Raw genomic sequence first — 23,985 nt, 5'->3', positions numbered from 1 at the left:
TCAGGAGCCACCATGCTGCTCACCCGCAAATCTTCCAGTGCCTCCGCGGCTGCCCGCGGATCGTCCTCGCTCGTGGCCAGCCTGGCCCGGGGCGTGTCGCGCGCCGTGCCCACCATGGACCGCCGCGCCTTCCTGCGCCGCTCCGGTCTCGGCGTGGGCGTGGGTCTCGCCGCCTCTCAGCTGACCCTGGTCAAACGTGCCGAGGCGGCGCGTGCGGCCGGCACCGGTGCGCCGGGCAACAAGGTCGAGGTCAAGCGCACGGTGTGCGGGCACTGCTCGGTGGGCTGCGCCATCGATGCCGTGGTCGAGAACGGTGTGTGGGTGCGCCAGGAGCCGGTGTTCGACTCTCCCATCAACCTCGGTGCCCACTGCGCCAAGGGCGCGGCGGTGCGCGAGCATGGCCATGGCGAGTACCGCCTGAAGTACCCCATGAAGCTCGTGAACGGCAAGTACCAGCGCATCAGCTGGGACCAGGCCCTCGACGAGATCAGCGCCAAGCTGAAGGAGTTGCGCGAGAGCAGCACCCCCGATTCGCTCTTCGTGGTGGGTTCGAGCAAGCACAACAACGAGCAGGCCTACCTGCTGCGCAAGTGGATGAGCCTGTGGGGCAGCAACAACTGCGACCACCAGGCCCGCATCTGCCACTCCACCACCGTGGCCGGCGTGGCCAACACGTGGGGGTATGGGGCGATGACCAACTCCTACAACGACATGCAGAACGCCAAGGCGGCGCTGTACATCGGCTCCAACGCCGCCGAGGCCCACCCGGTGTCGATGCTGCACATGCTGCACGCCAAGGAGAACGGCTGCAAGATGATCGTGGCCGACCCGCGCTTCACCCGCACGGCGGCCAAGGCCGATCAGTACGTGCGCATCCGCTCCGGCACGGACATCCCTTTCCTGTTCGGCGTGCTCTATCACGTCTTCAAGAACGGCTGGGAAGACAAGCAGTACATCGCCGATCGCGTCTATGGCATGGACAAGGTGCGCGAGGAGGTGATGGCCAAGTGGACGCCTGACAAGGTGGAAGAGGCCTGCGGCGTGCCCGAGGACCAGGTGTTCCAGGTGGCCAAGACCATGGCCGAGAACCGTCCGTCCACCATCGTGTGGTGCATGGGCCAGACGCAGCACTCCATCGGCAACGCGATGGTGCGGGCTTCGTGCATCCTGCAACTGGCGCTGGGCAACATCGGCAAGAGCGGTGGCGGGGCCAACATCTTCCGTGGGCATGACAACGTGCAAGGCGCCACCGATGTGGGGCCCAATCCCGACTCCCTGCCGGGCTACTACGGCCTGGCTGAAGGCTCCTTCAAGCACTTTGCCAAGGCCTGGGATATCGATTTCGAGTGGATCAAGGGTCGCTACGCCCCCAACATGATGACCAAGTCCGGCATGACCGTCTCCCGCTGGGTGGACGGTGTGCTGGAGAAACCCGACCTCATCGAGCAGTCCACCAATCTCAAGGCGCTCATCTTCTGGGGCCACGCACCCAACTCGCAGAGCCGTGGACTGGAAATGAAGCGGGCCATGGACAAGCTCGACCTGCTGGTCGTGATCGATCCCTTCCCCTCGGCCACGGCGGCGATGGCGGCCATGCCGGGCAAGCCCGAGGATCTCAACCCCAACCGGGCCGTGTATCTGCTGCCGGCCACGACGCAGTTCGAGACCTCCGGCTCGTGCACCGCGTCCAACCGCTCCATCCAGTGGCGTGAGAAGGTGATCGAGCCGCTGTGGGAATCGCGCACCGACCACATGATCATGTACCAGCTGGCCCAGAAGCTGGGCTTCGACAAGGAACTGGTCAAGAACTACAAGATGGTCGCCGGCAAGGGCGGGATGATGGAGCCCGAGACCGAGTCCATCCTGCGGGAGATCAACAAGTGCGTGTGGACCATCGGCTACACGGGCCAGAGCCCCGAGCGCCTGAAGGCCCACATGCGCAACATGAATGTCTTCGACGTGAAGACGCTCAAGGCCAAGGGCGGCGTGGACAAGGAAACCGGCTACGTGCTCGACGGCGACTATTTCGGCCTGCCCTGGCCTTGTTACGGCACGCCCGAGCTCAAGCACCCGGGCTCGCCCAACCTCTACGACACCTCCAAGCACGTGATGGATGGCGGCGGCAACTTCCGCGCCAACTTCGGCGTCGAGCGTGACGGTGTGTCCCTGCTGGCCGGGGACGGCTCTCACTCCAAGGGTGCCGACATCACCACCGGCTACCCCGAATTCGACGATGTGCTGCTCAAGAAGCTGGGCTGGTGGAACGAGCTGACGCCCGAAGAGCAGCAGGCGGCCGAAGGCAAGAACTGGAAGACCGACCCCACTGGGGCGATCATCCGTGTGGCGATGAAGAACCATGGCTGCCATCCCTTCGGCAACGCCCGTGCTCGCGCCATCGTCTGGAACTTCCCCGACGCCATCCCGCAGCACCGCGAGCCCATCTATTCGACCCGCCCGGATCTGGTCGAAAAGTACCCGACCCATGCCGACAAGACCTTCTGGCGCCTGCCCACGCTCTTCAAGACCCTGCAGGACCAGAACAAGGACATCGGCCAGCGCTTCCCGCTGATCATGACGTCCGGCCGACTCGTGGAGTACGAAGGCGGTGGCGAGGAAACCCGCTCCAATCCCTGGCTGGCCGAGTTGCAGCAGGACATGTTCATCGAGATCAACCCGGCCACCGCCAACGACCGAGGCATCCGTCCCGGCGAGATGGTGTGGGTGTCCACCCCCACCGGGGCCCGCATCCGTGTCAAGGCCTTGGTCACTGAGCGCGTCGATCGCGGCACGGTGTTCCTGCCCTTCCATTTCTCGGGGCATTGGCAGGGACAGGATCTTCTGCGCTACTACCCCGAGGGGGCGGCCCCCGTGGTGCGGGGCGAAGCAGTGAACACGGCCACGACCTATGGCTACGACGCCGTGACGATGATGCAGGAAACCAAGACCACGGTTTGCCAGGTCGAGCGGGCGGCCGCCTGAACGATGGCCAGCTGACAGGAGAATCACATGGCCCGAATGAAATTCATCTGCGATGCCGAGCGCTGCATCGAGTGCAACGGCTGCGTCACGGCCTGCAAGGCCGAGCACGACGTGCCCTGGGGCGTGAACCGCCGCCGCGTGGTCACCATGAACGACGGTCAACCCGGCGAGCGCAGCATCTCGGTGGCCTGCATGCACTGCAGCGACGCCCCCTGCATGGCGGTGTGCCCGGTGGACTGCTTCTATCGCACCGATGAAGGGGTGGTGCTGCACGACAAGGACATCTGCATCGGCTGCGGCTACTGCTCCTACGCCTGCCCCTTCGGCGCGCCCCAGTTCCCCGCCAACGGCACCTTCGGCCTGCGCGGCAAGATGGACAAGTGCACCTTCTGCGCCGGCGGCCCCGAGGCCAGCGGCAGCCAGGCCGAGAACGAGAAGTACGGCCGCAACCGTCTGGCCGAAGGCAAGCTCCCGGCCTGCGCCGAGATGTGCTCGACCAAGGCGCTGCTGGGTGGTGACGGCGATGTCGTGGCCGACATCTTCCGCACCCGCGTGCTCACGCGCGGCAAGGGCAGTGAGGTCTGGGGCTGGGGCACGGCCTACGGCCGCCCGACCCAGAGCGGTCAGTCGCCGGCCAAGGAGGGCACCAAGTCATGATGCTGCTGCGCACGACCTTGCTGACGTCGGCGCTCGTCCTGGGCCTTGTGGCCTGCGGTGAGGCCGATCAGACCGCCAAGTCCGCCTACAAGCGAAGCGACACCCCCGCCTGGCAGGGCGCCGCCAACCCCTACGGCGTGGCCGACTGGAAGCCCAGCGACCAGGCCGCCTGGGAGCAGCAGCTGCGCCGGCGTGCCGCCGGCCAGAACGAGTATTCGCGCGTGAACTGAGGTGGCCCCACCACCTCGCATGCGCACAGGAGACGCCATGGTTCGCATCCTCCAGGCCCTGATCGCCGCCACCGCCTTCGCCGTGTCGCTGGGCGTGTCCGCGCAGGGCACGGCCCCCGCGGTGCCTGACAGCGCCCCGCCCGGCTTCGTGGCACCGGCCGATCCTAGGCCCGACGAAAGCAATGCCCAGCGCGCCGTGTCCCAGCCGGGCAACAACGCGCCCTTTTGGCGTGCCGTGCGGGAGTCCGGCCAGCAAAGCGGCTACACCAGCCTGCCTGGCACGGAAAAGGGCGTGCTGATCCAGTCCTTCGTCCAGTACCCCGGCTCGATGTACACGACGGCCGGCGAAGCCTGGCGCCAGGTGCGCAACAACTGGATCATTCCCTATGGAGGCTCGCTGCTGATCATCGCTGCGCTGGCCGTGGCCCTGTTCTATTTCGCCAAGGGCACGATCAAGCTGCACGAGGCCGAGACCGGCCGCAAGATCGAGCGCTTCACCTACTTCGAGCGCGCCGCCCACTGGGTCAACGCCATCGCCTTCGTGGTGCTGGCCGTCTCGGGCATCGTGATGGCCTTTGGCAAGTTCTTCCTGCTGCCCATCCTCGGCGGCACGCTGTTCGGCTGGCTGGCCTATGCGATGAAGAACCTGCACAACTTCGCCGGTCCGCTGTTCGCCGTGTCGCTGGTGGTGGTGATCCTCACCTTCGTGAAGGACAACCTCCCCAGCAAGGACGACCTCGTCTGGCTGGCCAAGGGCGGCGGCCTGTTCAGCGGCGCGCACGTGCCTTCGCACCGCTTCAATGCCGGCGAGAAGATCCTCTTCTGGGCGGGCGTGTTCGCGCTGGGCCTCATCGTGGTGGCCTCGGGCCTGGTGCTGAACATGCTCATACCCGGCCTGGCCTACACCCGTGGCGACATGCAGATCGCCCACATGATCCACGCCAGTGCGGCGGCACTGATGATGGCCGCCTTCATCGGCCACATCTACATGGGCACCCTGGGCATGCAGGGCGCCTACGCGGCCATGAAGACCGGCTATGTGGACGAGACGTGGGCGAAGGAGCACCACGAACTCTGGTACAACGACATCAAGGCCGGGCGCATCCCCGCCCAACGCTCGCAGACGTCCTCCACCGCGCCTTCGGGCAAGGCAGCGCCGCAGGCCTGACCTCGCGCGAGGCGCCACCCGCACGCCGGACGCGACGTCCGGCGTGACTTTTTCTGAACACCATGACCGCCCGCCCGCCCTTGCACCGCCCCCTGCTCAGCCAGGCGGCCACCCGCTTCACCCACCGCGCCACGGTGCTGGATGAACACGGCCAGGCGCGCGAGGTCGAGATGCCGGCCGAGCGCGATCTCACGCTCTACCTCGACAAGCGCGAGCTGGTCACCCTGATGACCATCGGCGCCCACCCCGAACTGCTGGCCCTGGGCTACCTCAAGAACCAGCGCCTGGTGCCCGGCATCGAGCACATCGCCAGCGTGCAGGTCGACTGGGACGTGGGCGCCTGCGCCATCACCACCCGTGGCGGCGTCCCCGACATCGAGGCGCGCACCGCCAAGCGCATCGTGACCACCGGCTGTGGCCAGGGCACGGTGTTCGGCAGCCTGATGGACGAGGTCGACAGCATCCGCCTGGGCGACACGCGCCTCAGCCAGGGCACGCTCTATGCGCTGCTCGACGCGATGCGCCGCCACGACAGCATCTACAAGAGCGCCGGCTCGGTGCATGGCTGTGCGCTGTTCTCCGGCAGTGAGCTGCTGCTCTTCACCGAGGATGTGGGCCGCCACAACGCGCTGGACGCCATCGCGGGCTGGATGTGGATGGAAGGCCTGGAGGGCGACGGCAAGATCCTCTACACCACAGGCCGGCTGACCAGCGAGATGGTGATCAAGGCGGCCCAGATGGGCGTGGCCATCGTCGTGTCACGCTCGGGCATCACCGAGATGGGCCACCGCCTGGCCGAACAGCTGGGCATGGCCCTGTTTGCGCGCTGCACCCAGCGCCACTTCCTGCTCTACAGCGGACGCGAGCGCTTCATGGCCGAGCCCGCACTGGCCCCTGCGCCGCCGGAGCCCTGGACGCCGCACAAGCAGCGCAAGGCCCAGCCGGACTGACGGTCTCAGGGCCTGGCGTTGGCCAGGTCACGCACGATGGTGGGCCCGGCTTTCTGCTCGATGCGCGCCAGCATCTCGCGGTTCCAGCCCGCCGCAAACATCGCTTCGGCCACCACGAACATCGGCCCCACCAGCAGCCCGACGAGGTCGTCCACGAAGGCGGGCTTGCGCCCTTCGTAGTAGTGGCCGACGAACTGGATGATCCAGCCCACCACGAAGGCCCCGATGCCGGTGGCCAGCCAGACGCTGGTGCTGCCCGCCGCCGCCAGGTGGCCCAGCCAGATCAGCCCGCCCACGGCGAGGCTGGTGGCCAGGCCCAGCACCAGGTGACGGCTGAGGTACCACAGGGCTGCCAGGGCAAACAGCAGCCAGGCCGGCGACAGCGCCAGCCCCGCCAGCTCGAAGCCGGGCCGCGCCAGCAGCGCGCCCACGGCAAACACGATCAGGGGCACCCCCACGAAGTGCGTGGCGATGTTGCGCCGGTCCCGGTGGTACTCGGCGTACTGGGTCAAGAGATCAAGGGCGCTACGCATGACGGTCTCCCTGAAAGCTGAAGGCCTGGCGGTTGGACTCCGCCACAGGCTTCAATATCCCGAGAACCGCCGGGGGTGGGGCTGCTGGTTTTCCCTAGGGTCGTGCGGCCTGCGTCACGTCTCGTGCTGCAGGCCGCCTCGACGTTCACTCGCAGCGATAGCTGGCCGCCAGGGTGGTGTCGCCCGAACCGCTGTACACCGCCTGCTGGGGGTAGGGGCACAGAGGGCGGGTGCGCGTCACGGCACCGCCGGCCACGCGGGAGGCCACGAAGTCCGTCGGGGCCTGGCCTTGCTCCACCCAGCGATCGAGTGCGGCCAGCAGGTCGCGCTGCGGCGTGACGGGCACCGAGGTCCCGTTGCCACGCAATTCACCGGCCCCCGCGCCACCGCTGCAGTGGCCCATGCCCGGCACCAGGAAGAGCTTGTAGAACTCGTCGGTGGCGGCCTGAGAGCCTTGCGCGGTGCGCACGCCTTCGTAGTACTGGATGCTGTCGTAGGCGCTCACCACCGGGTCGTTCCAGCCGTGGTACACGATAAGCTTGCCACCGGCGGCCTTGAAGGCCGACAGGTCGGTGCTGGTCTGATCCACGGCCGGGGCGATCTTGGCGTAGGCATAGCTCACATCGCGGTCGAAGTCGAAGCCCCACCAGTTCCACTGCGGGTTGTCGAAGACCCAGTAGCGCCAGAAGTCGGCGCGCACGGGTTCGGTGGACCCCATGTAGCCGGCCCAGCCCGACTCGCTGCCCACCGGCCAGCCCGGGTAGAGCTGGGCGTTGGTGCGCGGATTGCGCGGGCCCTGGTAGATGGCCTTGGCCGACAAGATCTGCTCGGGCGTGAGGCAGTCCGGTGCATCGGCCCCGGCGCATTGCAGCGCGTCGATGTTGAAGTGCGCCGATGTGCAGGCCCGCGGGTCGTCGATCACACCGTCGGTCACGCCGTCCAGGCCATCACAGGCGGCCACGGCCTGCTGCGTGAGCAACTGCAGCTTGGCGTTGCTGAGGATGCGCGTGCTGTTGTCGTTGGTGACACGGGCCGAGCGGAAGCGCCACAGGAACTCGATGTTCAGGGCCGTGCGGTTGTTGCCAGGCGCGCCGGCGATGATGCCGTCGAAGTCGTCGGGATAGCGCTGGGCCTCCGCGAAGCCCTGGTGCCCGCCGGTGGAGCAGCCGAGGTAGTAGGCGCGGCTGGCGGGCTGCGCGCGCTTCTCCGCGATCAGGGCCTTGCCCGCCACGGTGATGGCGTGGATGGAGCGGCTGCCCCAATCCACGATACGCTCCGGATAGGTCACGCCCCACAGCATGTCTTCGGTCTGGTGGCCGGTGTCGCCGCCCAGCACGGCATACCCCTGGCGCATGGCGTAGGCCATGTCGCCATAGCTCAGCGCGGGACTGTAGCCGCCGTTGCCGGTGGCCACCAGCTTGCCGTTCCAGGCCTCGCCTTCAGGAATCCAGACCTGGAAGTTGATGAGCGATTGGCTCGTGGGAGTCGCCACGGCGTCGATGCGGCAGAAGGCGGGCAGCCCTGCGTGCTGCTGGCCGGTGCCCGGTGGGTTGTAGGTACCCTCGGGAACGGCGGTGACGGAGGTGATGCGGGCATTGGACATCTGCACGTCGGCGAAGGCCTCCATCGTGCAGGCGCGGGCCGTGGCCACCGGATCCTCGGGTGTGCCGCCGCCTCCACCGCCGCAGGCGGCCAGGACGATCGGCAGGGGCCAGGCCAGCCAGGCGCGCGGAAAGGTTCGTGGTTGGCGTGTGTGGGTCATGCGTGGTCTCCTCTTTCTGCAATGCAGCCCCGGGCCCGATGAGCGGGCCGGGCGCGTTTTGACTCCCTGGGTCAAGGCAGGATGGGGTTGTCGATGGCCTGCTGGATGAGGCGGTCGGCGTCGCGCTGCAGCAGGAAGCGCTCGGTCACCAGGGCCTGGGCCGCGGCCGTCACGGCCGAGACGTAGCCCGCCTGGTTGCCATAGAGCGACTCCAGCGAGGGGCGGGTGTCACCGGCGGCGAGCCGCGCGGCTTCCGTGGCGTGGAAGGGGATGTAGGCCCCGCCCAGGTTGGCCAGATCCTCGAAGGCAGGGTTGCCGACGTAGTTGAACTCGATGCTGGTGCCGATGGGCGCGCGTGCCGCGACGCTGCGGATGCCGGCCAGGGTCAGCCCCGTGTGCGGGTCCACCTGGGGCACGAGGATGGCGTAGTCGCGGCCGGTGTAGTACGGCGGCAGCAGCGTGGCGATGCCCGACTCGTCCTCCGCGATGTACTGCGGCCCGAAGTCGAAGAGCTTGAAACCGTTGTGGCGGGCGAGGTACTGGAACTCGGGGATGGTGGTGGGCGTGCCACCGACCGGCCAGCTCACGCCGCGCATCGTCGGGAAGACGAGCTGGTGAGGCCGCACGAGCGTGCCGTTGTCGATGCGTGGCACCTGGTGGTCGGGAGGCAACACATCACGCACCACCCAGTCTTCCAGCGCCATGAACAGGGCTCGGAAGGTGTCGTTGAACTCCACCACCGTGCCGCGTGGGTAGACCGTGCTGGCCGGTGACCAGCTGATGCTGCCCACCCCGCCGGCACCGCCGTGCTGGGTGCTGGCGTAATAGTAGATGCGGGCGTTCTCGGGTTGCGTGAGGTCGCGGAAGCCGAGGGCATCGGTGAGCACCGGCGAGCCCTGCAGTTGCCAGAACTCGGTGCCCGACAGGCCGAGGAAGAACTTCGGGCAGGTGTTGCTGGCGCTGCAGCGACGCATCACGCCGCCGCTGCGGCCGGAGACGCCATCGAAGTAGTCGGCCGCGAGGGCGCGTGGGGCCGTCTGTCCGAAGGCGGTGTGATCGGTGCGCAAACCGCCACCACCACCGGGCACGGCGAACCGGGTGTTGATGTTGGTCTGGCGAGCCGCCACGTGGGCGAAGAGTCCGTCGCACACACGTTGGCCATTGCGACCCTCGTTGAACCCGAGGTGCAGGAAGGTCTTCATCGCATTACCCGACTGCGAGGTGCCCTGGCACAAGGTGTGCGTGATGGCGCCGGCCAGGGGGTTGGGTGTGCCGTCCGCGTCAGCCGCCGCGCTTCGGAAGAATTCGAGCGTGTCGCGCAGTGCGGCCAGGCCCACGCCCATCACCTTGGGGTCACGGGCGACATACACCAACTCGTACAGATAGTTCGGGTCGAAACCGTCCTTCAGGCACACACGGGTCTCGTCGGGCGTGCCGGGAAAGGGGTTGTCGGTGGTGTTGCAACTGGCAAACTTCCAGTCCGCCGCCGGGATGGGAATGCGTGGATCAGTTTCCTTCACACGCTTCGTCAGCGAGTAGCCCGGCAGGGTGTTGTCCAGGCTGGCGGGTGCGTACGGAATCATCGTGCCGTTGAACACCCCGCCGGGCAGGGTCATGACCGGCGTGGCGGTGGTGGGCACGAGCTCACTGCGGTAGGGCCCGGTGATGGCGCTGCCGTCGGGGTTGCGTGCCACCGGCACCTGCACGGTGAGCCGGCTGGCGCTGCTCTTGGGCACATCCCCTTGCCAGGCCGAATACAGCAGCACGTAGCCGCGTTCGAAGTACACGGCATCGCTCGGGGCGGCGGTGAGGTTGGGCTCGGTCAGGATGTTGCCGCGATTCGGTGCGTCATAGCGCAGCACACCCCCCGCACGGCTCATGTCCTTGGGCTTGAGCATCATGAAGTCGGCGGTGTACTCGACCATGCCGCGGGCATTCACGGGGGCCAGCGCGAGGTCCTGGATGATGGCGTTGCGCGGGTCGCGGGGGTCGACTTCCCCACGGATCGTGCCGCGCACACGTTCATACTCGCCCACGCTGCCGAAGCTGCCGGGATAGTCCTCGGTGCTGGTGATGCTCAGGCGCAGTTCGGGCGTGGAGGCCGGTGGCGCAGGTGGGCTGCTGCTGCCGCCACCGCAAGCGGCGGCCAGGAGGGCTGCAAAGGGCAGGGCCCATGCCAATCGTCGTGTCATGTCTGTCTCCTGTGGGTGGGGCGGCCGCCTGTCTTGCGCAGGCGAAGCGCTGCCCCAGGGGCGGTCGTTCCGCCTCTGTACGGGTTGAAGAAGGGGGGTCAGCCCGCGCAGCGGGCCGAAGCAATCAGGACGTTACTCGGGTTCGATCCCGGCCGCCTTGATGATCTGGCCCCACTTGCGCGTCTCGGCGGCCTGGAACTGGGCCAGGCCGTCGGGGGTGGTGGTGAAGGCCTCGGAGCCGCTGGCCTCGAAGAAGGCCTTCGCCCCGGCGCTGGCCGTGGCGCGGGTGAGCAGCTCGTTGAGCTTCTGGATGACAGGTGCGGGCGTGCCGGCCGGCACGTAGGCGGCGAACCAGTAACCCATCTCGTAGCCAGGCACGCCGGCTTCGGCGATGGTGGGCACCTGAGGCAGCAGCGGTGAGCGCTTGGCAGACGTCACGCCCAGGGCGCGCAACTTGTCGGACTGGATCTGCGGCACGCCAGTGGACATGTCGGCGAACATCATGTTGATCTGTCCGCCCAGCAGGTCGGTGATGGCGTTGGGGTTGCTCTTGTAGGGCACGTGCAGGATCTGCACCTTGGCCATCTGCTGGAAGAGCTCGCCGGCGATGCGGCTGGACGAGCTGCCGCTGCCGAAGCTCAGCTTGCCGGGGTTCTTGCGGGCGTGCTCGATCACGTCGGACACGGTCTTGAAGGGCGAAGATGGGTTCACCACCATCACCTGGCCGCCCTTGCCCAGTGCGGTCACGGGGGCGAAGTCCTTCACCGGGTCGTAGCTGAGCTTCTTGTAGAGGTGCTCGTTGGCGGCATGGGTGGTGTTGGTGGTGATGAGCACGGTGTAGCCGTCGGCCGGTGCACGCGCGGCGGCCTGAGCGGCCAGCATGCCGCTGGCGCCGGCGCGGTTTTCCACCACCACAGCCTGCTTCGTTTCAGCCGTGAGCGACTGGCCCAGCGCACGCGCCAGCTGGTCGGTGGCGCTGCCGGCCGCAAAGGGCACGATGAAGGTCACGGGCCGGTCGGGGAAGGCCATGGCGGCGGTGCCGGCCAGGCCCAGCGCCAGAAGGGCGGCGGTGGCGATGCATCGGCGGCGGGAAAAGCGGGTCATGGTGTTGTCTCCTGTGTGGTTGGGGTGAAGCATCAGGACGCCGAGGGGGCGGGCCCTGCGAGGTGGGGCAGCAATTCGACCGGCACGTTCACCGGCAGGTCCAGCAGCCAGAAGGCCAGGGCCTTGCCGTGGGTGTCGAGGTTGAGCGCATCGTTGACGCCGCCATCGAGCACATGGTCGAGCACGAAGTTCATGGCCTGCAGCTCGGGCAGCAGGTAGCGTTTCACGGTGGTGGGGCGGCGGTGGGCGAAGCGTTCGGCCACGGCGGCTTCGGTGATCTGCTCGACGAGCACCGGCCACAGCGTGGGGTTCCATGCGATCACGCTGATGTTGGCGCGATCGCCCTTGTCGCCGGTGCGGCCATGGGCCAGGCGGTAGAGCGGCACTTGAACGGTGTCTTTCATGCGGCACCTCCTTCATCGACCATCACGAAGCGCGCCGGCACGGCCTCGCGCGGCACCAGGCACGAGGCCGTGCCCAGGCGCGGGCGCAGCGAAGTGCGCACCCCCCCGCCGCCGGCCGGGCCGCAGGTGTACAGCGCCGTCACCTCACGGGTGAGGGTGTCGGCCGCACGGCGGTCGGCATGGTTGAGTGCCACGCGCAGCCGCACGTCGCGGGCCTCGCCAGGGGGCTGCGCCGCGAGCCAGCGCCCGTCGTCGTCGGCGAAGAGGCTGGCCACGCCGATGAGGTCGAAGCGCAACGCTCCCAGGCCCGCCAGGCGCTGGCGCAGGATGTCAGCGGCCAGCCGGGCGCGGGCTTCGGCCCGTGGGCCGGCATACGAGATCTCCCCCTCGGCCAGCCAGCCGTTTTCGAAGCAGGCGTTCACCTTCAGATGCGTGGGCCGGGGGTGGCCGCGCACGCCGGTGAGCCACACGCGGTCGGGCCCCAGGGCGTCCACACGCGCATGGGTCAGGTCGGCCACCACGTCGGGGGTGAGGTAGGCCGCCGGGTCGTGCACCTCGTAGAGCAGCTGCTCCTTCACCGTGCGCTCGTCCACGCAGCCGCCCGTGCCGGCGGGCTTGGTGATGACGCAGTCCCCGTTGGCGTCGATCTCGGCGATGGGGTAACCGACGTGGGCCAGGTCGGGCACGTCCTTGTAACCGGGGTCGGCAAAGTAGCCGCCCGTGACCTGCGCCCCGCATTCCAGCAAGTGGCCGGCCATGGTGGCGCGGGCGATGCGATCCCAGTCGTCGGGGGCCCAGCCATAGTGGGCCAACGCCGGGCCCACGGTGAGCGAGGGGTCGGCCACACGGCCCGCCACCACGATCTCGGCGCCGGCGCGCAAGGCGCCGGCAATGGCTTCGGCGCCCAGGTAGGCGTTCGCGCTCACCAGCGGAGAGTGCGGCGCGGCCTCGCCCAGGGAACGCATCAGCAAAGGAAGGTGGGCGGGGTCGCTGAGATCATCCCCTTCAATCACCGCGATGCGCGGCACGCGCAGCCCCAACGCCCGCGCCAGGGACTGGATGCGGCGGGCCGCCCCCATGGGGTGGGCCGCACCGAAGTTGCTGACGATGCGGATGCCGGCCTCCAGGCAGGGGCCCAGCACCGGGCGCAGCATCAGGTCCAGCAGTGGCTCGTAGCCGCCGTTCGGGTCCTGGCGGCGCGCGAGTTGGGCCAGGGCCAGCGTGCGTTCGGCCAGGGTTTCGAAGATCAGCACGGAAGGGCCGCCGCTGTCGGCCAGCGCCTGCACCACGGGGCCGGCGGCATCGACGCGGTCGCCGGAGAAGCCGGCGGCAGAGCCGACGCGCAGCAAAGGCGGGGAAGAGTGAGCCATGGCGCCGACTCTAGGGCGTGGATTTTGATCTGTGAATTCGAAATTTGGGATAGATTCAATTGATATGCAGATGAATTTGTCCACCCGCCAGCTGCGCGCCTTCGTGGCCCTGGCCGAAGAACGCAGCTTCACCCGGGCCGCTGCGCAGGTGCACCTGTCGCAACCCGCCTTCAGTGCACTGATCCGCTCGCTGGAAGAGGAGGTGGGCACGAGGCTGTTCGACCGCACCACACGCAGCGTGGAACTTACCGCCGAAGGCGTGGTGTTCGAAACCTCCGCGCGGCGGGTGCTGCGTGAGGCCCAGGAAGCCCTGGCCGACATGCGCGAGCTGGCCGCCAGACGCCGCGGGCGCGTCTCACTGGCCGTGCTGCCTGCACTCGCGGCAGGTTGGCTGCCCGGTGTGCTGGCGCGCTTCCACGCTGAGTACCCCGGCATCGAACTCGACGTGGCCGATGTGCTGTCGGAAGACTGCATCGAGCGCCTGCGCGTGGGCCGCGCCGACCTCGCCCTGGCGGCCACCCGGGTGGACACCCCCGAGCTGCGCACCGAACCCTTCTGCAGCGACGGCTTCCATCTGGTGTGCCGGCGCGACCACCCGCTGGCCGCCAAGCCGGCGCTGCGCCTGTCTGACCTGGCTGCCCATCCGATGATCCAGCTCGCCCGCAGCAGCAGCGTGCGCCAGTACGTGGAGGCTGCGGTCTATCCGCAGCAGCTGCAGACGGTGATGGAACTCGACCAGCTCAGCACCGTGGCCGGCATGGTGCGCGCCGGCCTGGGCGTGAGCCTCGTGCCCGCGCTCACGCTGTTCCACTTCGAGCACCCCGATCTCGTCACCCGCCCCTTGCCTGCGCGCGGCCTCAAGCGCCAGATCTTCCTCGTGCGCCGCCGCGACCGTGGGCTGTCCGTGGCGGCGCAGGCGATGTACGAGCATCTGATGGCATTGCGGCCGGATGCCTCAGCTCGCCCTGCCTAAAATGCCCGCACCTCACCGGGAACCGACATGAGCATCAAGAGCGACAAGTGGATCCGCCGCATGGCCGAGCAGCACGGGATGATCGAGCCCTTCGAGCCGGGGCAGGTGCGTTACGCGGCCGACGGGCACAAGATCGTCAGCTACGGCACCAGCAGCTACGGCTACGACATCCGCTGCGCGCCGGAATTCAAGGTGTTCACCAACATCCACAGCACGGTGGTGGACCCGAAGAACTTCGACGAGAAGAGCTTCGTGGACATCAACGCCGACGTGTGCATCATCCCGCCCAACAGCTTCGCGCTGGCGCGCACGGTCGAGTATTTCCGCATCCCGCGCAACGTCTTGACGATCTGCCTGGGCAAGAGCACCTATGCCCGCTGCGGCATCATCGTGAACGTCACGCCCTTCGAGCCCGAGTGGGAGGGCTATGTGACGCTGGAGTTCTCCAACACCACGCCGCTGCCGGCCAAGATCTATGCCGGCGAGGGCTGCGCCCAGGTGCTGTTCTTCGAAAGCGACGAGGTCTGCGAGACCAGCTACAAGGACCGCGGCGGCAAGTACCAGGGCCAGACGGGCGTGACGCTGCCCAAGACCTGATGAGCCTTGCTGTGCGGGGATTTGCGAGCCTGGGAGGGTCCTGTTCCGGGCTTTGGTGGGGGCGCATCGGCCCTACAGTGAGGCCATGTCCCGCTGCCGGCACCTCCGGCGCCTGGAGGACCCCATGCATCTGCCCCTGCCCGACATCGTTGAACACTACGAGGAACTGCCCACCGAGTTCCGCACCACGGCCTTTGAAGTCCTGAAGAGCTTCGAGGGCTCGAAACACGAGCTGCGCGAAGCCCTGGTGCGTCCCTTGAGCCCGCAGACCGAGGCTGGCGTGGGCCCGCACGACCTGCTCGACCTGGCGCGCTTCAAGGCGCTGATGGCCGAAGCGGGCCATCCGGTGTCCACCGCGCGCATGCTGTTCGACCGCCGCTATGCGACCACCTGCCTGGCCCAGGCCCTGCGCGCCAGCAACCCGGATCTGCGCGCGCGCGCAGATGCCCTCTTCGCCCGCTACGCCCTGAACGAATCGGCCACCCCGCACTGAGGGGGAGGGTGCTGGTGCCCCCCGCAGCCGGGCGCTACCATGGCTCGTCAGGGAGGCCTGCACCGACGCAGCACCCGAGGGAGTCGAGACGAGGGGATCTCAGCATGCCCAAGCGGCCTTGCCCATGGAATGTGGCGCCATGAGAGGCACCATGCGTCCCCACGCCCTGGTGGCGGCCTATTTCGACACCCTGGCGCCCGACCAGCGCGACACCGCTCAGGCCTTGCAGCGGGCGGTGCTGGAGGCCGCGCCCGACCTGACGCAGGCCGTGAAGTGGGGGAACCTCGTCTTCACGATTGACCGGAGCAACCTGCTGGCCATCGTGGCACACAAGGCGCACGTCAACCTGCAGTTCTTCAACGGTGCGGCCCTGGCGGACGCGTTTCCGCAGCTCGAAGGCACCGGCAAGGGCCTGCGCCACCTCAAATGCCGCCACCGCCAGCCGGTGGACGTGGCGCTGGTGGGCGACCTTGTGCGGGCCGCCGTGAAGGCCGGACCGGCCTGAGCCTGCTCAGCGCTCGCCCGGATACGTGCCCGGCCACAGGATGCTGCGGTCCACCGTGCGGATGTCGGTGCGGCCGCAGAAGGCCATGGTCAGGTCGAGCTCCTTGGCGATGATCTGCAGGCACTTCGTCACACCTTCTTCACCCATGGCGCCCAGGCCATAGAGGAAGGCTCGGCCGATCAGGGTGCCCTTGGCGCCCAGGGCCACCGACTTGAGCACGTCCTGCCCGCTGCGGATGCCGCCGTCCAGCCACACCTCGATGCGCGAGCCCACCGCGTCGGCGATGGCCGGCAAGGCTTCGATGGACGAGGGCGCACCGTCGAGCTGGCGACCGCCGTGGTTCGACACGATGAGTGCATCGGCACCGCTGTCGGCCGCCAGGCGCGCATCCTCCTGGTCGAGGATGCCCTTGAGGATGAGCTTGCCGCCCCAGCGCTGCTTGATCCACTCCACATCGGCCCAGCTCAGCGCCGGGTCGAACTGCTCGGCCGTCCACGACGACAGCGAGGACAGGTCGCCCACGCCCTTGGCATGGCCCACGATGTTGCCGAAGGTGCGGCGCTTCGTGCCCAGCATCCCCAGGCACCAGCGCGGCTTGGTGGCCAGGTTGATCAGGTTGCGGATCGTGGGCTTGGGCGGCGCTGACAGGCCGTTCTTGAGGTCCTTGTGGCGCTGGCCCAGGATCTGCAGGTCGAGCGTGAGCATCAGCGCCGAGCAGTTGGCCGCCTTGGCGCGGTCGATGAGGCGCTCGATGAAGTCGCGGTCCTTCATCACGTAGAGCTGGAACCAGAAGGGATGGCGTCCGGTGGCCTCGGCCACGTCCTCGATCGAGCAGATGCTCATGGTGGACAGCGTGAACGGCACCCCGAAGGCCTTGGCTGCACGCGCGGCCAGGATCTCGCCGTCGGCATGCTGCATACCGGTCAGGCCCGTGGGCGCGATGGCCACCGGCATGGCCACGTCCTGGCCGATCATCTGCGTGCGGATGCTGCGGCCTTCCATGTTCACCGCCACGCGCTGGCGCAGCTTGATGCGCTGGAAGTCGGTCTCGTTGGCGCGGTAGGTGCTTTCCGTCCACGAGCCGGAATCGGCGTAGTCGTAGAACATGCGCGGCACGCGCTTTTCGGCCAGGACGCGCAGGTCTTCGATGTGGGTGATGGTGGGCATGCAGTCTCCTTCTTGGGGGCGGACCGATGCTAAGGCCGGCGGGCGGCGCCTGTCGCGGAAATTCCTTCAGGGCTTGCCCGAAGGAAGTTCGGCCGGCGCCAGTTGCGCCGCCGCCTCCTGCGCGACCTGCGCGCACACCGAGCGCAGCCAGTGCGCAAAGTCGGCCGGGGCTCCGCTGCGTGCGTGCGGCATCAGGTAATACTGGTTGGCCGGCCGCGCCACCACCGGGAACAGCGGCACCAGCGCCCCCGAGGCCAGCCAATGGCGCGCGAGGCTCGGCCGGCCCAGGGCGATGCCCTGGCCGCTCACGGCCGCTTCCAGCAGCAGGCCCAGGTCCACGAGCTTGGGGCCCTGCGCGGGCTCGGGCGCCTCCAGCGCGGCGGCCGCAAACCACGGGGCCCAGGGCTCCAGCGGCGTGCGCAGGAGCGGCGCGTTCAGCAGGTCGGCCGGGGTGCGCAGCGGCGGCAGGCGTTGCAGCAGGGCCGGGGCCGCCAGCGGCGTCACCACGTCGTCCATCAGCAGCGTGCCCCCGGCGGCGGCCGCGTCGCCGTTGCGCACCTGCACGTCGGCGTCCATCGTGCCGGGGTCGAGGTAGGGAATGGACAGCACCACCTCCAGTTCCACCTCGGGGTGGGCGGTGGTGTAGGCCTCGAGCGCCGGCACCAGGATCTGGCGCGCAAACGTGGGCGGTGCACACACCCGCAGCCGCGTCTGCGGCCGCCCGGCGCGCTGGTGCAGCGGCATGGCCGCCAGCAGGCCCAGGGCGGCGCGCACCTGTTCCAGGTATTCCTTGCCCGCCGCCGTGAGCGCCAGCGGCTTGGCCGTGCGCTGCAGCAGCTGGGTGTCCAGCAGTTCCTCCAGCGTGGCCACGCGCTTGCTCACCGCACTGGCGGTGATGTGCAGTTCGTCGGCCGCACGCTCGAAGCTGCCCAGGCGCGCCGCGGCCTCGAAGGCGCGCAGGCCTTCGATGGACGGGAAGCGGGGCGGCAGCGCGGGCATGGCCGCATGCTACCGCGGCCCGGTCTCCTGCTCCGGCGCCTCCTCGAACAGGGGCAAGGTGTAGGCCGGGGCGGGTTCCTGCGCCGCCAGGGGGGCCGGCCGAAGGGTGCGCGCGGGTGGCAGGGGCGGCGCCTCGCCCGCCTTGCGCAGCGAGCCCACCCGCACCCCCAGCAGCCGCAGGCGGCGCTTCAGGTCCACCCGCTTCAGGCATTGCCCCGCTGCCTGGCGGATGGCCTGGGCGTCCGCGGTGGGGTGGTCCAGCGTGTGGTCGCGCGTCACGGTCTTGAAGTCGTCGAAGCGCAGCTTGATCCCGATCGTCTTGCCCACGTAGCCCTTGCGCGTCAGGTCGGCCGCCACCTGCTCGCACAGCCGCGTGAAGATGCCGCCCAGCAACTCGCGGTCGTGCCGCGCATGCAGGTCGCGTTCGAAGGTGGTCTCGCGGCTCATGCTCACCGGCTCGCTGTACGTCACCACCGGCCGCTCGTCGCGTCCGTGCGCGGCCTCGTGCAGCCAGGCGCCGTAGCGCGCGCCGAAGTGCTGCACCAGCCACGCCGGGTCGGCCGCGGCCAGTTCGCCGATGGTGCGGATGCCCAGGCCCAGCAGCTTCTCGTTCGCCTTCGGCCCGATGCCATTGATGCGCCTGGCCGGCAGCGGCCACAGGCGCGTGGCCAGGTCGCCGGGGCGCAGCAGCGTCAGCCCGTCGGGCTTGTCGAGGTCGGAACACAGCTTCGACAGCAGCTTGTTCGGCGTCACCCCGATGGAGCAGCTCAGCCCCGTGGCGCGCTTCACGTTGTTCTTGATGGCCAGCGCCACCGCCCGCACCCCACCCATCGGGTCGTGGCCCACGGCCTCCTGCGCGCCGGGCACGTCGGTCAGGTCGATGTAGATCTCGTCGATGCCCCGGTCCTCGATCACCGGCGCCACCTCGGCCACCGCGGCCTTGAACAGGCGCGAGTAATGGCGGTAGGCGTCGAAGTCGGTGGGCAGCAGCACGGCATCCGGCGCCAGCGCCGCGGCCTTCATCAGCCCCATGCCCGAATGCACGCCCAGCGCGCGCGCCTCGTAGGTGGCCGTGGTGATCACCCCGCGCCCGGCATAGTCGCGCAACACCGCAAACCGTCGCGTGCCGTCGGCCAGCACCTCGGGCTGGTGCCGCCGCCCCCCACCAATCACCACCGGCCGCCCACGCAGCTCGGGGTAGCGCAGCAGCTCCACCGACGCATAGAAGGCGTCCATGTCGAGGTGGGCGATGTAGCGGGGCATGGAGAAGGCGGGAACGGCGGGCCAAGCGTAGCCGAGGCAGGTGGCTCAGTGTGTCAGCAGGGTGTCCAGGCGGTCGAGGGGGCTGTGCACACCGCCCCCGCCCACCTTCAGCACATGGGTGTAGATCATGGTGGTGCTCACATCGGCATGGCCGAGCAGGTCCTGAACAGTGCGGATGTCGGTGCCCCCTTGCAGCAGGTGGGTGGCAAACGCGTGGCGCAACGTGTGCGGCGAGGCCGGCTTGGTGAGGCCCGCGGCCTGCACCGCCCGCTTGAAGGCGCGCTGGAAGGTCTGGTCGTACAGGTGGTGGCGCCGCACCACGCCGCTGCGCGGGTCCACCGCGTGCTGCGCCTGCGGGAACACCCAGAACCAGGGCCACGAGGCGCCGGCCCGGGGGTACTTCCGGTCGAGCGCGTCGGGCATCTCCACCCCGCTGCGGCCAGCCTGCCGGTCGGCCACCCACAGGGCATGGGCCCGGGCCAGTTGCTCGCGCAACGGCTGCTCCAGGGTGCGTGGCAGCATCAGCACCCGGTCCTTGCCGCCCTTGCCGTCGCGTACCACGATGGCCCGGTGGGCAAAGTCGATGTCTTTCACCCGCAGGCGCAGGCCCTCGGTCAGCCGCATCCCGGTGCCATAGAGCACCTGGGCCAGCAAGCGGTGCTCGCCTTCCATCAAGGCCAGCACGGCGGCCACCTCCTGCGCCGACAACACCACCGGCAGCCGCCGCCGTGGCTGCGGCCGGTCGATGGTGTCCATCCAGGCCAATTGCACGCCCAGCACCTTCCCGTACAAGAACAGCAGCGCCGACAATGCCTGCCGGTGGGTGCTGACCGACACCCCCCGCTCGCTCGCCAGCCAGGTGAGAAAGGCTTCAACCTCCGGCCCACCCATCTCGGCCGGGTGACGCAGCCGGTGAAACCGGATGAAGGCGCGGCACCAGTACACGTAGGCTTCTTCGGTGCGCAGGCTGTAGTGTAGGGCGCGGATGCGCTCCCGCAGTTGATCGAGCAGCCGCGTCGATTTCAAAGGTGGTAGGGCCTCACCGCGTCGAGGCAGCCTGCCCGCTGCCGGATGGGTTTCATGCATGTTGTTTTCTCCCTTGGGGCCCCCTTTCGGGGGGGATTGCCCACGCCCGCCCGCCCAGGCAAAGTACGCCTTGCGAACGCTGCGCCAATTTGCATGAAATTTAGTACTGTACAAACATCCAGTCAATGCCTGAAAACACAGGCTGGGCGCGGCTTCCCGCCCGATCAGACCGTTGGTGTTAGGGAGACAGCCGGCGGTGTTATACAGCAGTTTTGCTCCCTATAACACGTTAGCACTCAATATGAACCGCCTACGCATACTCTTTTCGCTTATTGTTTTTGTTGCCTGCTGTCCCGTCATCGCAACCGCATCAAATGGGGCTGTTGGTTCCCCCAGCGGCTACGAAGTAGTCCGCGCTGAATTCGGCATCTTTAATCAACCAAACTCTGGCAAGCCTGCGTTTGTACCGGCTACAGTCGTGCCACTCACGCCAAACCAAGGTTATGGCTGGATCATGCTTCTCCGCACTACTAAGCCAAAAATTAGGTGGCGCGAGGAATTTACTCTTCCAGCGAAACCCAACACGTGGGGCGACCCAGAGCCGCTTGGAACAAGATCGGTGTCTACCGATGGCCGCACCTCGGTAACTGAACGAGAAGTTTCGCCAGATCGAGGGCTTATCTTCAATACCTGGGCAGTTGCCCCTGGTGACCCGAAGGGCCGTTATGTAATTCGGGTTTTTGTCGAAGGCTCTCTCGTGAAAGTCTTCGAGTTTGATGTGCAATGAGTGCTAACCATTCATTCCACCGGACCTGCGCGAAAAGCCGCGCAGGCCGGTGAATTCAAACGTTAGACCTCACATAACAACGACGATGGCGAACAACAAGAAGCTCACAATCCGCACCGCTGCGAAGCCGGCTCTTGTCATTTCTCGGCCTGCATTCTCGGCAGAGCGTCTGGTGTACGTGGCAGTAGCGAACAAGCCGCTGAAGTATCCGCACGGGCGGTCGTGTATCGCCTACATCGGGACGACGAAATCAGGAGCCTCTCGTATCGCAGCGAGCGCCGCCGCACGTGCAAAGGACTTGCTCGCACTTCATGGGGTCACCAGTCTCTCGTTCCATATCGTGACCTGCGCGTCGCGCCAGCGGGTCAAGAGCTGGCACAAACTGGAGACGGGCCTGATACTGTCGTTTCGGCACATGTACGGTACCGTTCCGCGGTGCAACATCAAAGGCAAGAACCAGAAGTGGAAGGACGAATTGGAGTACTTCACCCGCTCCCGCCTTGAGGCCGTGCTGAAGAAGTACGAAGGCTGATGAACCAGGTGGAGGCGCGCTGTGAGGTCTAACAGGTCGTATATGGACTCCCCCGCAACGGCAAGGACCTGATCGATGAGGGCTGTGGGGGAGAAGCACCTGCAGTCATCTATCCGGCATCTGGTGTGGGATCGAAGGGGTCCCGTGCCGACATGGAATCTGCATCACCGAGGCGCCACACAATGCAAGCGGCAGGTGTTGGGCCATGAGGGTCGATCAGATCCATCGCAAGTGGTGGTGGGGTGAACAGAGGAGGCAGCCCGTGCGGGGTTCAGGCGGGCAGTGGAAAGCCTCTGGGCTGGCTGTGCTTGAATACGCGGTGATGCGCCGACCGTGAGCACCCTGCATGACTGATGCCGCCCGCCTTGTGCCCGCCCCCGCCACCCTGCACTTCTTCTGCGGCAAAGCCGGCGCCGGCAAGAGCACGCTGGCGGCGGCCTTGGCGAAGGAGGAAGGGGCGGTGCTGATCTCGGAGGACGTCTGGCTGGCCCGCCTGTTCGGGGACCAGATGCACACCTTCGACGACTACATCCGCTGCTCGCGCAAGCTCAAGACGGTGGTGGGCCCGCTCGTGGCGGACCTGCTGGCCTCGGGGCTGAACGTGGTGATGGACTTCCAGGCCAACACACGCGCCGGGCGGGCGTGGTTCCTGTCGGTGTGCGCGCAGGCGGGGGCGGCGCATGTGCTGCACCATGTGGACGTGCCCGACGCGGTGTGCCTGCAGCGCATCGCCCGGCGCAATGCCGAGCGGCCCGAGGGCTCGCATGCGCTGTCGGAGGCCGACTTCCATCACATCATGTCATTCTTCGAGCCGCCTGACGAGGCGGGGCTGGCGCTGCAGCTGCACCGGTAGAGCGGCCGCACGAGGCCGCTTCAAGTCAAGGCGAGGGGCTGGGCAATGCTTGTGTCCCTGCGCTGCGCCAGGTGGCGTGGGGGGCCTGGCTCACCAGCCGGCGTTCGATGTCGGCCAGTGCATCGGCCAGTCCATCGATGCGCTGGGGTTGCCACACGGGTGCGCTGTAGGCTTCGGCCAATTGGGCCCGGAGTCGTGCGTACTCTTCCTGCAGGCTGCGATGTTCCATGGGTTCGCCTCGTGCTGACGTGCTGGCCTAGGATGGCCACGGCCGGGCCGTGGGGCCATCCCCTGGATGGAGGCGGCCCCTGCGTTCGTGGGGGTGCCTCGTGGATGCATGGTGCCGTGAGAGGGGCTGGCGCGCCGTCGGCCGCAGCGACGCGAGGGTTGTCAGTCGGTTCTGACGCGGGTGGAGGAGGCGGTGGTGGGGGCCGTCTGCAGCGCCGCCTCCATCAGCGGCTTGGCCCAGGCCGGCGTGGCGCGCAGGGCCTGGGCGTCGTCGGGCTGCGGGTGGGTGAGCTGCCCGCGGCGCAGTTCCAGCAGCAGTCGCGGGTCGGGGATGGGTTCGCCCGGCGCGGCCTCGGCACTGTTGTCGTACACCTGCAGGTGCGCGAGGTGTGGCATCAGTGCGATGAGGTTGGCCAGGGCGCGGGGGTAGCGCTGGCGGATGCGGTCTTCGGGGATGTCGTGGCCGCCGGCGCGCACGCGGGCGGCCACGCGGGCCAGGTGGCGCTCGGGGCGGTCGAGGCCGCAGAACCACATCAGCACGTCGTGCGTGCGGGTGGCGTCCAGCAGGCGCTGGGCGATGGTGGTGCCACCCAGGGTGGTCTCGAAGGCGTGGTGGCGGCCCTGGGCGAGGGCGTCGTCGAGCCGGCGCAGGCCTTCGCTCCAGGCCAGGCCGCTGGCGTCGTCGGGTGTGGCGAGGCCCGCAGCGACGAGGTCACGCGCATAACGGTCGGGATTGAACCAGGTGAGACCCTGGCGGGTGAGCAGGTGGCCGCCAATGGAGCTCTTGCCGGCGCCGTTGACACCGGCCAGCACGAACAGGACGGGGCGCGCGTCGGGGGCCTTCTTCAATAGCTGGCCCCGGCCTGGACCTCACCGCCCAGGCGGGCCGGGCCGTCCATCAGGCCGCGCAGGCGGTCGCCGGCCTCGGGGGTGTTCAGCACGGCCAGGCGTTCGTCAAAGCGGCGGCGCAGGGCCTCGAGGGTGGCCTCGGCCGGGTCGGCGGTGTGCTGGGCACGTGCCAGCAGGGCGGCATAGGCCTGCACGGGCAGGATCACCGCCTCGGGCTGCTGGTGGTTGGTGACCAGCACGGGGCCCTGCGTCTGCAGCTGGCGCATCACGCCGCGCCAGCCGAGCTTTTTCACGTCGGACGCGGGCGTGCGGTGGAGCTGGTCCACGGGCGGGACGGGCTGGATCTTGGGGACGGCAGACATGG

The 23,985-nt window shown here is 68.2% G+C and carries 25 protein-coding genes; 12 read left to right on the top strand and 13 right to left on the bottom strand.

What is annotated here, in order from left to right; all coding sequences use genetic code 11:
* Positions 1–12: 12 nt before the first annotated feature.
* The 5 genes from C1704_RS14860 (at position 13) to C1704_RS14840 (ending at position 5,984) form a co-directional block, all read left to right on the top strand.
* Positions 13–2,979 (top strand): formate dehydrogenase subunit alpha, encoded by a 2,967-nt coding sequence (locus C1704_RS14860; RefSeq protein ID WP_104303526.1) that lies wholly within the window; start codon positions 13–15, stop codon positions 2,977–2,979.
* A 27-nt stretch (positions 2,980–3,006) separates the two neighbouring features.
* Positions 3,007–3,636 (top strand): formate dehydrogenase FDH3 subunit beta, encoded by a 630-nt coding sequence (gene fdh3B, locus C1704_RS14855; protein ID WP_104303525.1) that lies wholly within the window; start codon positions 3,007–3,009, stop codon positions 3,634–3,636.
* Entirely contained in the window at positions 3,633–3,866 is a 234-nt protein-coding gene (locus tag C1704_RS14850; protein ID WP_245876509.1) for a hypothetical protein, read from the top strand. Before fdh3B ends, C1704_RS14850 begins: the two co-directional genes overlap by 4 nt.
* A 37-nt stretch (positions 3,867–3,903) precedes the next feature.
* Positions 3,904–5,034 carry a formate dehydrogenase subunit gamma gene (locus C1704_RS14845; RefSeq protein WP_104303524.1) on the top strand — a complete coding sequence of 377 codons (1,131 nt, stop codon included), beginning with the start codon at positions 3,904–3,906 and terminating at the stop codon, positions 5,032–5,034.
* A 62-nt stretch (positions 5,035–5,096) separates the two neighbouring features.
* The gene (locus C1704_RS14840) at positions 5,097–5,984 is read left to right on the top strand and encodes a formate dehydrogenase accessory sulfurtransferase FdhD (protein WP_104303523.1); all 888 of its coding nucleotides are present in this window, start codon (positions 5,097–5,099) and stop codon (positions 5,982–5,984) included.
* Positions 5,985–5,989: 5 nt separating this feature from the next.
* On the opposite strand, the gene C1704_RS14835 is transcribed toward C1704_RS14840, so the two are convergent.
* The 6 genes from C1704_RS14835 to C1704_RS14810 form a co-directional block, all read right to left on the bottom strand.
* Positions 5,990–6,517: an Mpo1 family 2-hydroxy fatty acid dioxygenase gene (locus C1704_RS14835; RefSeq protein ID WP_104303522.1), complete on the bottom strand. Its 528-nt coding sequence runs from the start codon at positions 6,515–6,517 to the stop codon at positions 5,990–5,992.
* A gap of 145 nt (positions 6,518–6,662) precedes the next feature.
* Positions 6,663–8,279, bottom strand: coding sequence for a tannase/feruloyl esterase family alpha/beta hydrolase (locus C1704_RS14830; RefSeq protein ID WP_104303521.1), 1,617 nt, complete (start codon positions 8,277–8,279; stop codon positions 6,663–6,665).
* A 71-nt stretch (positions 8,280–8,350) separates the two neighbouring features.
* Positions 8,351–10,471 carry an alpha/beta hydrolase domain-containing protein gene (locus C1704_RS14825; RefSeq protein ID WP_104303520.1) on the bottom strand — a complete coding sequence of 707 codons (2,121 nt, stop codon included), beginning with the start codon at positions 10,469–10,471 and terminating at the stop codon, positions 8,351–8,353.
* Positions 10,472–10,603: 132 nt separating this feature from the next.
* Entirely contained in the window at positions 10,604–11,575 is a 972-nt protein-coding gene (locus tag C1704_RS14820; protein ID WP_104303519.1) for a Bug family tripartite tricarboxylate transporter substrate binding protein, read from the bottom strand.
* A 32-nt stretch (positions 11,576–11,607) separates the two neighbouring features.
* A complete protein-coding gene (locus tag C1704_RS14815) occupies positions 11,608–11,979 on the bottom strand; it encodes an AtuA-related protein (RefSeq protein WP_104303518.1) in 372 nt (123 codons plus the stop codon).
* Positions 11,976–13,349 (bottom strand): acyclic terpene utilization AtuA family protein, encoded by a 1,374-nt coding sequence (locus tag C1704_RS14810; RefSeq protein WP_104303517.1) that lies wholly within the window; start codon positions 13,347–13,349, stop codon positions 11,976–11,978. Before C1704_RS14810 ends, C1704_RS14815 begins: the two co-directional genes overlap by 4 nt.
* Positions 13,350–13,419: 70 nt before the next feature.
* On the opposite strand from C1704_RS14810, the gene C1704_RS14805 reads away from it, so the two are divergent.
* The 4 genes from C1704_RS14805 to C1704_RS14790 all read left to right on the top strand — a co-directional run bounded on the left by C1704_RS14805 (position 13,420) and on the right by C1704_RS14790 (position 15,917).
* Entirely contained in the window at positions 13,420–14,322 is a 903-nt protein-coding gene (locus tag C1704_RS14805) for a LysR family transcriptional regulator (RefSeq protein WP_104303516.1), read from the top strand.
* A 27-nt stretch (positions 14,323–14,349) separates the two neighbouring features.
* Positions 14,350–14,919: a dCTP deaminase gene (gene dcd, locus C1704_RS14800; protein ID WP_104303515.1), complete on the top strand. Its 570-nt coding sequence runs from the start codon at positions 14,350–14,352 to the stop codon at positions 14,917–14,919.
* 124 nt (positions 14,920–15,043) lie between these two features.
* Positions 15,044–15,412, top strand: coding sequence for a hypothetical protein (locus C1704_RS14795; protein ID WP_104303514.1), 369 nt, complete (start codon positions 15,044–15,046; stop codon positions 15,410–15,412).
* 151 nt (positions 15,413–15,563) lie between these two features.
* Positions 15,564–15,917 (top strand): DUF1801 domain-containing protein, encoded by a 354-nt coding sequence (locus C1704_RS14790; RefSeq protein WP_170064715.1) that lies wholly within the window; start codon positions 15,564–15,566, stop codon positions 15,915–15,917.
* Between the two features lie 6 nt (positions 15,918–15,923).
* Here the strand turns inward: C1704_RS14790 and C1704_RS14785 are convergent, their stop codons facing one another.
* The 4 genes from C1704_RS14785 to C1704_RS14770 form a co-directional block, all read right to left on the bottom strand.
* Entirely contained in the window at positions 15,924–17,084 is a 1,161-nt protein-coding gene (locus C1704_RS14785; protein ID WP_104303512.1) for an alpha-hydroxy acid oxidase, read from the bottom strand.
* A gap of 66 nt (positions 17,085–17,150) precedes the next feature.
* A complete protein-coding gene (locus C1704_RS14780) occupies positions 17,151–18,083 on the bottom strand; it encodes a LysR family transcriptional regulator (protein WP_104303511.1) in 933 nt (310 codons plus the stop codon).
* 9 nt (positions 18,084–18,092) lie between these two features.
* Positions 18,093–19,346, bottom strand: a complete 1,254-nt coding sequence (gene dinB / locus C1704_RS14775) for a DNA polymerase IV (RefSeq protein ID WP_104303510.1) — start codon at positions 19,344–19,346, stop codon at positions 18,093–18,095.
* Between the two features lie 45 nt (positions 19,347–19,391).
* A complete protein-coding gene (locus C1704_RS14770; protein WP_104303509.1) occupies positions 19,392–20,432 on the bottom strand; it encodes an integron integrase in 1,041 nt (346 codons plus the stop codon).
* A 241-nt stretch (positions 20,433–20,673) separates the two neighbouring features.
* Between C1704_RS14770 and C1704_RS17505 the strand changes: the two genes are divergently transcribed.
* The 3 genes from C1704_RS17505 to C1704_RS14765 all read left to right on the top strand — a co-directional run bounded on the left by C1704_RS17505 (position 20,674) and on the right by C1704_RS14765 (position 22,544).
* On the top strand, positions 20,674–21,159 hold the full coding sequence (locus C1704_RS17505) for a hypothetical protein (RefSeq protein ID WP_146076095.1): 486 nt from the start codon (positions 20,674–20,676) through the stop codon (positions 21,157–21,159).
* A gap of 85 nt (positions 21,160–21,244) precedes the next feature.
* Complete coding sequence (locus C1704_RS17500; protein WP_146076094.1) at positions 21,245–21,691, top strand: hypothetical protein; 447 nt, start codon at positions 21,245–21,247, stop codon at positions 21,689–21,691.
* A 346-nt stretch (positions 21,692–22,037) separates the two neighbouring features.
* The gene (locus C1704_RS14765) at positions 22,038–22,544 is read left to right on the top strand and encodes a P-loop nucleotide/nucleoside kinase family protein (RefSeq protein ID WP_104303508.1); all 507 of its coding nucleotides are present in this window, start codon (positions 22,038–22,040) and stop codon (positions 22,542–22,544) included.
* A 25-nt stretch (positions 22,545–22,569) separates the two neighbouring features.
* Here C1704_RS14765 and C1704_RS14760 read toward each other — a convergent pair whose 3' ends face one another.
* The 3 genes from C1704_RS14760 to C1704_RS14750 form a co-directional block, all read right to left on the bottom strand.
* Complete coding sequence (locus C1704_RS14760; protein ID WP_104303507.1) at positions 22,570–22,773, bottom strand: hypothetical protein; 204 nt, start codon at positions 22,771–22,773, stop codon at positions 22,570–22,572.
* A 161-nt stretch (positions 22,774–22,934) separates the two neighbouring features.
* Positions 22,935–23,621, bottom strand: coding sequence for an ATPase (locus tag C1704_RS14755; protein WP_104303506.1), 687 nt, complete (start codon positions 23,619–23,621; stop codon positions 22,935–22,937).
* The gene (locus C1704_RS14750) at positions 23,618–23,983 is read right to left on the bottom strand and encodes a hypothetical protein (protein WP_104303505.1); all 366 of its coding nucleotides are present in this window, start codon (positions 23,981–23,983) and stop codon (positions 23,618–23,620) included. The genes C1704_RS14755 and C1704_RS14750 overlap by 4 nt, the downstream gene beginning before the upstream one ends.
* Positions 23,984–23,985 lie beyond the last annotated feature (2 nt).

This window comes from Caldimonas caldifontis (assembly GCF_002930615.1).
Classification (GTDB): domain Bacteria; phylum Pseudomonadota; class Gammaproteobacteria; order Burkholderiales; family Burkholderiaceae_C; genus Caldimonas; species Caldimonas caldifontis.
Note: the sequence above shows the minus strand (reverse complement) of the source record. Positions and strands in the feature narration are given on the sequence as shown.